Consider the following 14,732-nt stretch of genomic DNA (forward strand, 5'->3'; position numbering starts at 1 on the left):
CTGTAATGTTTTAATCCTTATTCAATTTTAAATTTCATCAAAAAAGCCGTTCCATCTGAGATGAAACAGCTTCTTTTTGAGTGTAACTCTATTTATACGAACGATAACTTTCCTGATGAATTTTCTGTTTTCAGCTGATGATCTTCTTCGATCATATCTGCGGCTTTCTCTCCGATCATTATGGTAGGCGCATTGGTATTTCCGGAAACAACGTCCGGCATAACGGAAGCATCGGCAACCCTGAGTCCCTTTATGCCGTAAACTTTTAACCTCGGATCGACAACAGAAAGACTGTCGATACCCATTTTACAGGTTCCGGTCATATGGTGGTAGGTAGAACATGATTTTTTGATATAATCGATTACTTCTTCTTTGGTTTTGCCTTCACCCGGATAAATTTCACCATCATTCCATTCTTTCATGGCTTCAGTTTTCCCCATTTCACGGCATATTTCCACACATCTGTACAATGCTTCGAGATCTGATTCTTCGGAAAGGTACATCGGATTTATTTCTGCAGGCGCTGCAGGATCGGAAGAGGTCAATTTAATATAACCTCTACTCGCGGGTCTGATAAATCCGGCACAAAATGTAAATGCATTTTCCGGCCCTGTGAATCCGGGACTGTAATAAGGAAGCCCCATAAATAGAGGCTGCAAATCAGGAAAAACCATTTCGTCCTTGCTTTTCCAGAATAACTGTGCTTCCAGTAAATTGGCTTCCGGAGCAGGAATTTCTTTTTTCGCTTTAAAAATAACACTGGTCAACAGGTGATCCTGAAGGTTTTTACCCACTCCTTTCAAATCTTTTACCACCGAAACTCCCACTGATTCCAATTCTGCCTTATCCCCGATTCCTGAAACCATCAGTAACTTGGCCGATTCAATCGTCCCACAGGAAACAATTACTTCTCTTTCTGCTCTTGCTTCTACCAGCTTACCATTCTGAAGGTATTGAACGCCTACGCAACAGTCGCCTTCAAAAATTAATTTCTGTACCAGTGCCCCGGTTTGTACAGTAAGATTGCTTCGGGAAATTACAGGATCTAAAAAGGCTTTTGACGTAGAACATCTCTTACCGTCTTTTCCTACGCTCAGATGATTCAATCCGGCACCCCAGATCTCCTTATTAAAATCATCTGTTAAAGGATATCCCAACTCTTTACATGCTTCAATAGCGCTTATCGAAATGGCATTCGGGTTTTTAATCCGGCTTACAAATAAAGGCCCCTCTCCGCCGTGTATCTGATCTTCACCGTCTTCGTGGGTTTCGGACTTCTTAAAATAAGGCAACACACTTTTCCAGTCCCATCCCGTACATCCGTTATAAGCCCAATGGTCATAATCCTGCTGATGTCCTCTGATGTAGATCATTCCGTTGATAGAGCTGGATCCTCCCAGCGTTTTACCACGAGGCCAGTATCTTGTATTTCCTCCGGCATGTTCCTGAGGAACGGTATGATACGCCCAGTCCCTTTCTGTATTCCATATGGCGGGCCATCCGGCCTGTTCCTGCACTTCAGTCACTTTATCATCGGGACCAGCTTCCAGCAGGAGTACATTTATATTTTCAGTTTCACTGAGCCTGTTGGCTATGACAGCTCCTGCCGAACCGGATCCGACAATTATAAAATCGTATTTCATGAGTTTTTATTTTATTTTTACTTTTTAATGCTGATTACTTTAGGAACTGTCACAGCTTTTAACCCTTCAATTCCAAATTCCACTCCATAGCCGGATTGTTTGGCCCCTCCAAATGGTACAAACGGATGAATAGCGCCATGCTGGTTGATCCAAACGGTTCCGGCTTCCAACTGTGTTGCCACTTTCTGTGCCTGACCGACATCATCGCTCCACACTGAAGCTCCCAGCCCGTTATCTGAGTCGTTGGCTTTCTCAATTGCTTCTTCTACAGTTTTATATTTAATAATTGGCAACACGGGTCCAAATTGTTCTTCATCCACAATTCTGTCTCCGTTATCAACATTTCCAACCAGCGTTACCGGAATAAAATATCCTTCAAGATCCGGTTTCTGTCCTCTGAATATAAAATCGGCTCCTGTATTTTCAGTATCACGGATCAGATCCTGAATTTTATCGTACTGCATTTTATTTTGTATCGGTCCCAATACCGCATTCTCATCGGCTCCATTGCCCATGGGAATCCTGGAAGAATAATCAGCCAGAGCCTGTACTGTTTTTTCATAATCATCTTCATGAACATATAATCTTTTTAAGCAGGCACAGGTTTGTCCCATATTCAGGAAAGCTCCCCAGAAAATATTTTCTATGTGTTTTGCAAGATCAAGTCCGGGCAGAATAATTCCCGCATCATTTCCGCCGCACTCCAGCGTTAAACGCGCCATATTGTTAGCAGATGCTTCAACCACTTTTTTCCGGTGGCGATAGAACCTGTAAACATAATTTTTCCGATTTCCGGATGGCTTGTAAGATATCCGCCTACCTCTCCCCTACCGGTTACCACCTGTAAAAGATCTGCGGGAAGTACGGTATTGATCAGATTGATCATTTCTATACTACAGTACGTTGTATACTCAGAAGGTTTGATGATCACGGCATTTCCCATTCTGAGGGAAGGTATAATCTGCCATATGGCGATCATTAAAGGCCAGTTCCAGGGAGCAATTGCTGCGACAATTCCAATCGGATTTCTATATAAAACATCTTTTCTTGTATCATCTTCGAATACCACTTCCTCAGGTAAATCTAGGGAGGCGGGAACCTGTGTCCAGCCTACACAAGCCTGCATTTCAAATTGGGAGCCAGGTCCGTTGAGGGGTTTTCCCTGCTCGCGGGTAATCCATTCTGCGAGGTGTTTTGAATGAGTCTGCAATACATCAGCTACCTTCAACAAAATATCTTTTCTTTCCGCATCCGGCCTGGCTGCCCATTGCTTTTGGGCTTTTTTTGCTTTTTCAATTCTGGCATCTATTTCTTCCCTGGAAGTGTTAACAACCTCACCGATAACCTCTAATGTAGAAGGATTTAAGGATAGAAAAGCAGTATCTGTAGTATGGGTTTCTTTTGCAAATGACATATTTTCCATTGTTTTAAATTATTTTGTATTTTACGTAGTTCTAAAATGGCAAAAACATGATGTAAATCATTTACCTATTCTCTATTTTTTTTAACCTAAACTCTACCTCTATGGAAAAGATCGAAGAAAGAACTGTTTTCAGCATTCCTTTTGGTGAATTGAATATATTTGAAACAAATGTCGTTTGCCATGGTTTTCCTTTCTTTTTTGAACAGCCAGTCATCACGCTAATGCTGAGTGGCAGTAAAATCATTCGCAGTGAAGACGACACTTTTGAGTTTAAGGAAAGGAGTGTATTTATTCCTCCATGCCATAAGGAACTGAGTATAGATATTCATCCTTCGTTCCGTGAACCTACGAAATGTCTGGTGTTGAATATAGAGCAGGAATATATTGACAGCGTATTCTCTGAAGTGATTGAAAACTGGCATCCTGACTGGGAAAGAACGGGTATTATGATGAAGGAAAATGCTGTAAAAAAATTTTTAAGCTCTGATGAATCTTTATGGAAAAGTCTTACCAACCTTTATAACAGGAGAATTGACGGAAATTATCATGGATCCTCAGATTTTCTCTTAAGCTTAAGTCTTAAGGAACTGATCTATGAATTGATGAAAACGAATGCAAAAAATCTGCTGCTTCATTCTGATAAAACTGAGAATATGCAAAACGGTCTGGAGGACGTAGTGCAGTTCATCAGACAAAATTACAGAGAGCCTATTACCATAAAAAAACTGGCTTTAGTAGCGGGAATGAGTGAAGCGAATTTGTTTAAAAAGTTTAAGCATTCCTATACCTGTACGCCGGTTGAATACATCATTCAGCTAAGGATAGAACATGCCAAAGAACTGCTGATCAGTCATCCTGAAATGGGGATTAAAAATATCTGTTTTGAATCCGGTTTCAATACGTTGGAATATTTTTACAGAAAATTCACCCAAATCACGGGAAAATCACCGAAGAGATTTACAATAAACTAAGAGATATGGCTTTCAAAAAAACGTTTTTATTTTTATGCTTTTTAATGACCGGTATTGTTCAGGCACAAACACTGCATTTGTACGGTGGTGCTGACCAGGACCAATATCTGGGGTGTCTTAATTGTGATACTTTTGATAAAGATTCTGTGTGGAACGAGTTCAGTGATTACGGAAATGTATTCAGTTCCAAATCCATATGGAATACAAACGGAAACTATGGAAGCATCTACAGCACTTATTCTCCCTGGAGTACATATGCATCCTATCCTCCGGCTATTCGTGATCAGGATGGCAATTTTTATGGTTTCCTGACTTTAAATCCTTATAAATCTGAAAGGTCTGAACTGGAGCTGGCTGTGATCCTGTATACGCATCATGAAGATATTAAAGCTGATATCGGAGGATGGTATGATAAACTATTCCGGTATTGATCCCTGAAGAAAAGATGAATCCCTTACTAAATCTTTGATTTGTCAGGTCAAAGAGTGAACTTATATTATGCTTAAAAAGGCAGTGCGTTAGACTGGCAGTCAAAAGATCACGGGTTCAATCCCGTATTATCCGCTTTTTATTTCATACCAGTCTGCTCTTTTCTATATTTTGCCTTCAACCATCGGTTTGTCTGAAATTTCTTTGATTCTTGCTTTTCAATGCCACCAATTCTCATAAATCCTAATAAAAATCAGGTTTCTCAGGTGAAATAAAGCTTTATCATTGTTTAGAATTACTATAAATAAAGGTATATTTGCTACTTCTTTATTTTTAATAAGACTAAATAATAATAAAATGCAACAAGCTGGTAAAAAGAGATCTAAAGGTACCTTCAAAAAATATATTCTGAAAGCTCATTTGTGGCTGGGATTACTTTCCGGTATTATTGTCTTGATAGTTTCTTTATCAGGGGCATTTTTTGTTTTTAATGAAGATATCACTGCTGCATTGCGTAAAGAACATATATTTCATGGGGAGAAAGATATTCAGCATAAAAAACCTATCCCTTTACGTGAGTTAAAAGACCTTGTAAATGCTCAGCTGAAAAATGAAATCGTAAAAACAGATGAAGTCACCATTCCTATAGACCCATCCCGCTCTTATCAATTCGGACTGATTAAAGGGAACCCTGATGGCTGGAATCATTTCAATAGCATTCTTGTTTATAAAAACGTTTATGTGAACCAATATACCGGCAAGGTACTCTCTATATATGATGTCAAATACAATCCTTTTTTTATATGTATGGCTCTGCATCGATCACTGTTGCTAACGGACAAAGTGGGAGGTACTATTGTTGGAGTGTCCAGCATTATCTTTGTGATCATGCTAATCACGGGTATTATCTTGTGGTGGCCGAAGAATAAAAAAATGCGCAAACAGCGTCTATGGTTCCAATGGGAAAAAGTGAAAGGCTGGCGACGCAAGAACTACGATATGCACAATATCCTTGGCTTTTATGCATCTTTTATTGCTATTATTGTAGCGATTACGGGGATTATGTATTCGTTCCGCATTACTCAGATGTGGGTTTATTTTGTACTCAATGGATTTTCCTCTGCTACACCTGATTACAGTCAATACAAAACCACTGCTCCGGAGTCAGTTGAAACAGCAACTACGATAGACCGCATTATAGATCAGGTCAAAATATATTATCCAAAAGCCAATTCTTTTGGTGTTGATCTTGAAGACCATTCTGAAGCAGACCATAAACACGATAATTTGAGCATCCGGATCAAAGAAAAAGAATTCACTTATGGAGAATCTTCGCTGATGATCTTTGATGAACATTCAGGGAAACTTCTGTTTAATCGACCTCATGAACACAAACTGATGGCTCAAAGAGCGACAGATGCTACTTATGATTTGCACGTAGGAGCCTTCTTCGGAATGCCCGGAAAAATACTTGCATTGATCATAAGCCTGTTTTGCGCTTCATTACCAGTAACCGGTTTTATGATCTGGTGGGGAAGAAAAAAAAAAAGAAAACAACAATCTAAACTATTATCATGAAGAAACACTACATATGGCTCCCTTTAATGGCGAGCCTGAATGTCTACGGACAAACAGAGAGCCTGAATGATTCTTTACAAACAGAAAAAGTTTCAGAAATCAGTGGTATCGTAGTAAAAGGAAACAAAGCAATCTTTCAGCAGAAAGCTGACAAAATGATTTTTAATGTAGAAAATAGTGTATTGTCTGATGGTACAACTGTGCTCGAAATCCTAGGTCAGACGCCAGGTGTAGTTGTTTCTCAGGAAGGCGAACTCTCTTTACGTGGAAAGAAAGGAGTAAGTATAATGATTAACGGGAAATTAAGTTCTCTCTCCACCAAGGAACTGGCCAACCTATTGCGTTCTACCAACTCTACCTTGGTAAAGAATATTGAAATTATCGCTAATCCTTCTTCAAAATATGATGCTGCAGGAAATGCCGGTATCATTAACATCGTGCTTATAAAGAGTTCACTCGAAGGCATTAGTGGTAACTACTATCTGAATGGCGGAAGAGGCCGAAAAAACAGGATTAATACCGGTATGAGCCTGAACTATACCCATAAAAGACTATCCTTGCACGGTGATTATAGTTATACCTTCCGTGGCGAGGAAGAAAGGCGGGAATTCAGTCAGGTATTCTTTGATGAAAAACAACCTCAACTCATAACGAGAAAAACGGATCAGAACTCAACAACCAATGAGCCCTTAACCTCCAATAATTTTAAATTCGGAGCAGATTATACGATCAGTGATAAAACGACTATCGGTGCTTTATTCGATGCCAAAATAGGTCGGTATGAAGATTTTTCGAAAGGAGAAAACAGAATATTTCAGCCTGCAGACCATCTTTTTGCTCATGTTCTTTCAGATAATGGCAGCAAAGAAAACTGGTATGATTATACCTATAGCCTAAAAGGGACACACCTTTTTAACGACAAGGATTATAAACTAGATGTAGATCTGGAATACGAAACTTCTCGTTTCAGCTCCCGCCAGAATCAGTTTTCAAATGCCTTAGTCAATCTTGGAACGGAGCAATTTAACAACAGAAGAGGTACCATTGCTTCCCGTCTGAAAGTTTTCAATGCCAAGGTAGACTTTACACTACCGTTTAGTGAGATGCATAGTCTGGAAACAGGGCTGAAATCTACCATAAAGTCTAATAATAACCCTTCGGAATATCTTATACAGCAAGATCAGGAATGGATTAACGATGATAAAGCAAGCAATGAATATGCATACAAGGAACAAATACATGCATTGTATGCCAATTACAAATTAAATCTGACAAAGTGGACATTCCAGCTTGGATTAAGATCGGAAATGACTCATACAGACATTAACCAGAAAACATCCAATGAGCAGCGAAGAAGGGATTATACCAACATATTCCCAAGTGCATCGATCAAATATCAGATGAATGATCAGCATGGATTTTATGCCTCTTATAGTAAAAGGATCAACAGACCAAGCCACTTTGACCTGAATCCTTTCCGTTTCTACGATGATCCTTTCAACTATTGGCAAGGAAACCCTAATCTGAATCCGGAGTTTACCCATGCAACAGAATTAGGATATACCTGGGGGAAATACATTATTGCATCGGCTTACTTTAGTGTAACAAACGATGTCATCACAGAAGTCTACAACTACCAGCCGGACACCGGAATTCTGGTTAAGACTCAGGACAACCTGAACAAATCTTATGTATATGGTGCCAATATAACAGCCACTACAAAACTTTTCAGTTTCTGGTCGCTTACTTCTATGTTTAATGTATTTAATACCGAGTATAAGGGCAATTACCAGAACTATTCCGTCAACAATTCACAACTGGCATTTACGCTCAATGCTCAAAACAGTTTCACCATTGCCAAAGGTATAAAAGCGGAAGCGAATGCACAGTATTTTTCAAAATCAAATATTGGTTTGTTTATCCGCGATGCCTACTTTGACCTGACGATTGGAGTTTCAAAAACAGTATTGAAAGATAAAGCTACTGTAAAACTAGCCGTGACGGACTTACTTAAAACCAACAATTACCGGGTAACGGGAAATAACTTCAGCTCTGCCATCCGACAAAAGTATAATCTGGACAGCCGTGTGGTAACGTTGTCATTTAATTACAAACTTTAGTCTGGGAGCCTTGTCAAGTTTTAAAACCTTGACAAGGCTCTAAGTAGATAAAAAAAGCTGTTCTCAAAATTTGAGAACAGCTTTTTATGAAGTGAATACACTGATTAATCATAGAACTTTTCAAAGCGGGCAAAACCGGAAATATTATCAGGAAGCTTCATTCCTTTGGTAATCTTATCCGTTTGCAGATCATATATCCACACATAGTTTCCTCCCTTGCTGGCATTTAAGGCAATGTACAGCTTTTTATTCTGAACAAAAGCCCCTTGTTCGTAAGGTTCATCACCAGGCAACTCTTCCAATACTCTAACCAATTGTCTGGTTTCAATATCTATAATAGCATAACGACCATTATAGCTGTTTCCTAATGCAGGGTCACGATATAAAACCACCATCTTGTTATTACCGATGTAATCGATCATCGTTTCCAGCGTTTTGTTTCCTACCATATCAGTAAGATTGATCTGATATCCCGGATCCGGTGAGGTAGCTCCTTTCAAAACTCTGAGGAGACTAATTTTACTAGTTCCGGCTCCCACACGCGGAAAACACGCATAATAAAAAGCTTCGTTATCTTTTCTGAAAGCAGTTTTAAAATAAGGAGAACCATTAGCCACACCCGAGCTGCGGTTATCACCTGCGGAGTGCTTTACTTTAAATGTTTTATAATCTATTACTGCGAAATTGTAATATTCGGGAGTAAGCCACTTCCCGTTGCGGAAGCTGTACTGCAAATAAATATCTCCGTCCATATAGGTCACAGCGCCTACTGTATAGAAATTATAAGCATTGGGGAAAGGTTCGAATCCTTCTATTTCTCCCTGACGGATAATGCTAAGATCGGATCCATTGAAAACCGTATAACGGATATGCTGACCATCTCCTGTTTCTCCAATCAATACCAAAGTATTGTCATCTATCCATACATAACTGGAAATATCACTGATATAGGTAAAAGGAACTTCTTTAACAGTAGTCAGCCTGTCTTGAGTATATTTAAACTTTTTGAAAATTCCCTGATCGGTTTTATAATTATAAATAAACCCATTTTTTACAATGTAGGAGTAGGTTCCTTTAGAATTAATTTCATCCCCTTCTTTGGTAATATCCATTTCGCCTTTTGAAAGGTCGTTAGTGGCCGTCATATAATGAACAGTATTAGGCCAGCTTCCTAAAGCGGAAAGAAGAAAATATTTATAATCTTTTTCACCACTTCCTGAGTCGCCGTACCCCGGCTCCCTTTCACAGCTCACAATGATTAGACATGTGAGTACTAGAAATATACTGTTTCTGAAATATTGTGTCATAGTCATTTACTTAAATAGATATCTGAATTTTACATAGAAAGCGCGTCCTTGCTTCTGAAGTTTAAAATTATCATATGCCAGAGCGTCGGTAAGATTAGTTACGTCGAATGCGAGATTATACCTTCCATTCTTCATTGAATAACTTATTCCTATATTGTGGAGGGTCTGTCTCGGAATGATCGGAATATTTCTTGGGTTTCCATAGGTTTTCCAGTTTTTATAAAACCACTCAGTCATTTGAAGTCCATAATATAGCTCTACGCGGCTATCTTTCTGAAACCAGTCGTCTTTACCAATGCTTACATTCACATTTCCAAATAGCCAGGGTTGGTTAGGAACATCTTTTTTGTAAGTTGCCGAGATTACATCTTCGCTATTGTTGGCAAATTTTGTATTGTCATAAGCTTTATTGTAGCTCACATTCATTAACACATTCAGGAGCCTTTTGTACTGGTAACTCACCTCTCCCTCCAGCCCACGGGTAAAGATATTGGATAGGTTTTCATATTTGAAAGTACTGTTATACAAATTAGGAACGGTAAAAATAAAGTCCTTTGTATCACGGATGTATCCGGCACCTTCAATGCGAAAAGCATGTTGTCCCCAATGATGGTTGTAGTAAAAACCAACATTTATATTATTGCTTGTTTCAGGTTTCAGATTCATGTTACTGGTTACTGCAACGCCATCCCCGAAGATTTCCTGCGGTTCTACCAAGCGGTAAGAACGTTCAAATGATCCTTTCAGACCAAGGTTTCTGGAAATTTTCACGGTAGTGGCAAAGCCATATCCCCAGCTACTGAAATTATCTTTTACAGGATTATCAGTTCTGGTTACCTGATCGAAAACCATCTTCTGAAGTCCTACCTTGTAATATTTAGCAAAGAAAATATTGGTCCAGTGTTTATTAAAAAAGTCCTGTTGATAAGCCATAGATAAGATCTGTTTAGTCATCTTTGCCGGAACTACATCATCTTTTTCCTCTTCCAGTTTATTGAATGTAGTATTTTTAAGATAATCGAGAACATAATTAAATATAAGCTTATGATGGTCAATGATTTTGTACGTAGCCCCTAGCTGTGAATAGAGGCGGTCTTCATGCTGCATGATGATACTTCGAGCTCCTTTTTCACTGGTGGCAGAAGGTTCAAAAGTACCATCCCAGCTGTATTTACGCATAAGAGTATCGGTTGCTTTCTGGACACTTCTGGAAAAACCGACATAAAGATTCACGTCCAGGTGGTCATTAAAGAGATTGGCTTTTTTGTACTTCATCAAGTAATTCTGAGCTTCTCCGCTTTGTTTTACCCCACCATATACTACATCCTGGTTGGAACCGGTCTGTATCTGTTTGTTAAACACTGATTGTGAAGCCCCTATAAAAAAAGAATCTGCCCAGCTTTTGTTTTCAATACCAAGTTCGGCCATGCCAAAAACAGATTGATACCGGTCATTAAAACGTTTAAGATTTCTTAGTTCATACTCGTTTTTAGCAGAATTCCAAATTTTCATATCCTTCATCAGATAATTATTATCCGAGTGGTTGTAAAAACTGTTGACGCGCAGGATAAGTCCTGTTTTATCATCTTTAAACTGTCCGTTCAGGTTGATACGCTGCGTATTAAAAGACCCTAAACTGATCCCTGCATCCAGATAATTTTTGCTGCTTCCGGGAGTAATAATATTTACCGCACCTCCCATGGCATCCGTACTTAGATGGATAGGAACGACCCCTTTATAAATCTCCACACGCTCAGCCATATTTACAGGCAATGTACTCAGGTCTACCCCTTTTCCAAGCATTTCCAGAGGCACACCATCGATAAAGAATTTTACCGCTTTGCCGGACATTCCGTTGATAGAGAAGTTGTAATCAGAGCCTATACCACCTTGCTGGCGAACTTTAATCCCTGTGGTTCTGTTCAGAACCTGATTAAGATCAGCAGTAGTATTGGCCAACTTAGCTACGTCTATGGCATTAACAGTAAAAGCTCCATCCTGCAGTGTCTTCACCTTACTTTTTCCATGTACGATAACTTCTTTTACGACTGATTGATCTTCTGTTAACTGGATAATCACGTCTGGGCTTTCGCTACCAAAGTTCATTTTCTTTCTGACTTTTTTATAGCCATCCAGACTGAACACCACGGTTGCTTCTCCTTTTTTGTAACTGATTTTAAAATTTCCGTTTTGATCAGTTTGCGTTTTTATTTTTGTATTTTCGACAAAAACAGCAACTCCTTTTACTCCCTGTTTTGCGTGGTTCTGCACAATCCCCTGAATCAGAAAATCATTATCCTGTGCAGTAATGAGAGAAATGGATAGCGTAAAAATGAGAAAAATAAAAATACGTTGATATAATTTCATTATTTATAATTATTATAGATAGCAAAATTAAAGGGTTCTTATGAATGATCAAAGAAAATGGCTTAATTATTTTTAATTATTCTAATTATAATTAATATTTTTCATCATATGTCTTAAGTCAAACGCTTTAAAGTGCTCAGGTTCATCTACAAGCATTTAAAAAATTACAATAGCTTATCTATTGAACATGAAAAATATCATCCGATCGATCAAGCCTCATCAATTGGATTTTTCAGTTTTTTAAAGAATTATTAATAAAAACAAACAAGTTTCACCATTTATCAACTCAGGTAATACTTATTGTTGAGCTGACTACATTTTTGTAGGAGACAGATTTTATTCTCTATAGTGTATGAGGATTGAACAGACTTTTTATAGCACTTTACTTCACTTCAGAAAGTTTATAATGATACTGAAAAATTAGTAAGTTCACTTTACAGAAAATCGGAGATTTTCAAAAACTTTAGTGCACTTTTTATGCGTAAAGCTTGTCACTTAAAATAATTTAAGTGTTTAAAAAACTTTTATGACTTTTGTGGTTTAATTTCCCACATATTTCAAGGATTTGCACAGGGTTTCATACATAATGAAAAGCATTCGTGCATTAGTGGGAAATAAGGTTAGAAGGGCAGCTCCAAGAAAAAGTCTTCATTTTTAAGCTTAAGTGATCTTCTCTATATTTTAGTTTTTGACTTTCAAAAAAGGAATGTTTAAGAGCTTTTCTGTGGCTTTTGGGGATAAAACAATTGCCTTGAGGTCATCAGCTAAGCTGTACCTGGAAGTCATCACCAAGCGTCAGAACACCTTCTGCTATACTTTCCGGGTGTGTGCTGAATCCTTTCAGTTTTGAGCTTTTGCCTTTCAATACAAGGTCCATCAATTGCTTATCCGTTAATTTTTTACCGAAGATTTCAAAGCTAATTTTAAAACCGCAATTTTTGAAATCGGAGCAGCCTACGGCCGTTTTTCCTTTAATCAGATTGTGTTCTTTACACTTCGGACATTTTGTTTCTGCCCAGGACTGAAGTTCTTTTTTCTGAGCAGGCTCTCTTTTTTCTTTTCTTTCACCTCTTCTTTTACTTCTTCCTGAAGGGTAATTACTTTTCCTTTTCCGTAGACTACTTTATCAGTCAGTTCAGTCACCATCTGAATCAATTCTTCTTTGAAAAGGTTGGCTTCATACTCGCCTTTCTCAATTTTACGAAGTTTTGATTCCCATTCACCGGTCAGTTCCGGGCTTTTTAACAGTTCGTCCTCGATAGTATCGATCAGCTGAATTCCGGTTTGGGTAGCAATAAGATTTTTCCGTTTTTTTTCGATGTACTTCCTTTTGAAAAGAGTTTCTATAATGTTGGCACGGGTAGATGGCCTTCCGATACCGTTGTTTTTCAACATCTCACGCAGCTCTTCGTCTTCTACCTGCTTTCCGGCAGTTTCCATTGCTCTCAGCAAAGTCGCTTCCGTGTAAGGTTTCGGAGGAGTGGTTTTCCCCTGGTGAATCATCGGATCATGAGGTCCGGTTTCTCCCACCACAAATTCGGGAATGGTCTGTTCTTCCTCTTTCTCCTTTTCTTTGTCCTTATCCGTAGATTCTTCTTTGGGCTCTTTGGCGTATACCGTCCTCCATCCCGGTTCCAGAACCTGTCTTCCGCTGGTTTTGAAAGGAATTGTTCCTACTTTTCCTTCTACCAAAGTATTGGAAATTTTACATTCCGGATAGAATACGGCAATAAATCGTTTGGCAATCAGGTCATAAATCAGTTTTTCCTCCCTGCTCAGATTTTGAGAAGGCGGTACTTCTGTAGGAATGATGGCGTGGTGATCGGTTACTTTTGAATCATCAAAAACAGCTTTTGATTTTGGAATCGGAGCCTCCAGTAAAGGGGCGATCAATTCCTGATAAGGATACATTTTCTGAAGAATACCTCCTATTTTCGGGTATAAACTTTCGGATAGATAGGTAGTATCAACACGTGGATAGGTCACATGTTTCTTTTCGTAAAGACTTTGAATATAATTTAATGTATTCTCGGCAGAATATCCATATTTTTTGTTGGCCTCCACCTGAAGACCGGTAAGGTCAAAAAGTCGCGGATTTTTTTTCTTTTCCTTCTTTAATTTCAAAAGAAACGATTTCAAAAGGGTTTACTTTAAGATATTCAAGTCCTTTTTCGGCACGTTCAAGGGTTTTTAAACGATCAATTGCGGCATTAAAAATAACGTCACGGTATTTTGTTTTCAATTCCCAATATTCTTCTGTGGTAAAAGCGTCGATTTCTTTCTGGCGCTGAACAAGCATAGCCAATGTAGGCGTCTGCACTCTTCCAATCGAAAGAACGGCTTTATTTCCTCCGAATTTCTTGGTAAAAAGACGTGTTGCATTGATTCCCAACAGCCAGTCTCCAATCGCTCTTGCATTTCCTGCCAGGTAAAGATTTTTGTAATCATCAGCGGGTTTTAAAGTGGCAAAACCCTCTTTAATGGCTTCTTCCGTTAATGAAGAAATCCATAAACGCTGGATAGGTTTGTTGCATTTTGCTTTCTGCAAGACCCAACGCTGGATCAATTCTCCCTCCTGCCCGGCATCCCCGCAGTTGATGACCTCATCACATTCTTCGACCAATTTTTCAATTACTTTAAACTGATTTTCAACGCCTTTATTCGGGATCAGCTTGATACCAAAACTGTTGGGAATGATCGGCAGTGAAAATAAATTCCAGGATTTAAACTGAGGACCGTAATCGTGAGGTTCTTTCAGCGTACAAAGGTGCCCGAACGTCCATGTCACGCAATAGCCGTTCCCTTCCATATAGCCTTGTTTAGGCGTGGTAGCGCCCAAGACTTTAGCAATATCTCTGGCAACACTTGGTTTTTCGGCAATACATAATTTCATG

At 38.8% G+C, this 14,732-nt stretch carries 7 protein-coding genes and 2 pseudogenes; 4 read left to right on the forward strand and 5 right to left on the reverse strand.

Annotated elements, in window-relative coordinates; genetic code table 11:
• Window positions 1–92 precede the first annotated feature (92 nt).
• Window positions 93–1,643 (reverse strand): GMC family oxidoreductase N-terminal domain-containing protein, encoded by a 1,551-nt coding sequence (locus H3Z85_00275; GenBank protein ID QPQ52004.1) that lies wholly within the window; start codon window positions 1,641–1,643, stop codon window positions 93–95.
• Window positions 1,644–1,660: 17 nt separating this feature from the next.
• A pseudogene (locus H3Z85_00280) lies at window positions 1,661–3,066 on the reverse strand (aldehyde dehydrogenase family protein).
• Between the two features lie 101 nt (window positions 3,067–3,167).
• Here H3Z85_00280 and H3Z85_00285 point away from each other — a divergent pair.
• The 4 genes from H3Z85_00285 to H3Z85_00300 all read left to right on the forward strand — a co-directional run bounded on the left by H3Z85_00285 (window position 3,168) and on the right by H3Z85_00300 (window position 8,164).
• On the forward strand, window positions 3,168–4,037 hold the full coding sequence (locus H3Z85_00285) for a helix-turn-helix domain-containing protein (GenBank protein QPQ52005.1): 870 nt from the start codon (window positions 3,168–3,170) through the stop codon (window positions 4,035–4,037).
• Between the two features lie 5 nt (window positions 4,038–4,042).
• Window positions 4,043–4,468: a hypothetical protein gene (locus tag H3Z85_00290; GenBank protein ID QPQ52006.1), complete on the forward strand. Its 426-nt coding sequence runs from the start codon at window positions 4,043–4,045 to the stop codon at window positions 4,466–4,468.
• Window positions 4,469–4,823: 355 nt separating this feature from the next.
• Window positions 4,824–6,044, forward strand: coding sequence for a PepSY domain-containing protein (locus H3Z85_00295; GenBank protein ID QPQ52007.1), 1,221 nt, complete (start codon window positions 4,824–4,826; stop codon window positions 6,042–6,044).
• Window positions 6,041–8,164, forward strand: coding sequence for a TonB-dependent receptor family protein (locus H3Z85_00300; GenBank protein QPQ52008.1), 2,124 nt, complete (start codon window positions 6,041–6,043; stop codon window positions 8,162–8,164). The genes H3Z85_00295 and H3Z85_00300 overlap by 4 nt, the downstream gene beginning before the upstream one ends.
• 104 nt (window positions 8,165–8,268) lie before the next feature.
• Here H3Z85_00300 and H3Z85_00305 read toward each other — a convergent pair whose 3' ends face one another.
• The 3 genes and pseudogenes from H3Z85_00305 to H3Z85_00315 form a co-directional block, all read right to left on the reverse strand.
• Entirely contained in the window at window positions 8,269–9,471 is a 1,203-nt protein-coding gene (locus H3Z85_00305; protein QPQ52009.1) for a hypothetical protein, read from the reverse strand.
• A gap of 6 nt (window positions 9,472–9,477) precedes the next feature.
• Complete coding sequence (locus H3Z85_00310; GenBank protein QPQ52010.1) at window positions 9,478–11,838, reverse strand: TonB-dependent receptor plug domain-containing protein; 2,361 nt, start codon at window positions 11,836–11,838, stop codon at window positions 9,478–9,480.
• Between the two features lie 760 nt (window positions 11,839–12,598).
• A pseudogene (locus H3Z85_00315) lies at window positions 12,599–14,731 on the reverse strand (DNA topoisomerase 3).
• Between the last annotated feature and the right edge of the window lies 1 nt (window position 14,732).

This window comes from Chryseobacterium indologenes (genome assembly GCA_016025055.1).
Taxonomy (GTDB): domain Bacteria; phylum Bacteroidota; class Bacteroidia; order Flavobacteriales; family Weeksellaceae; genus Chryseobacterium; species Chryseobacterium indologenes.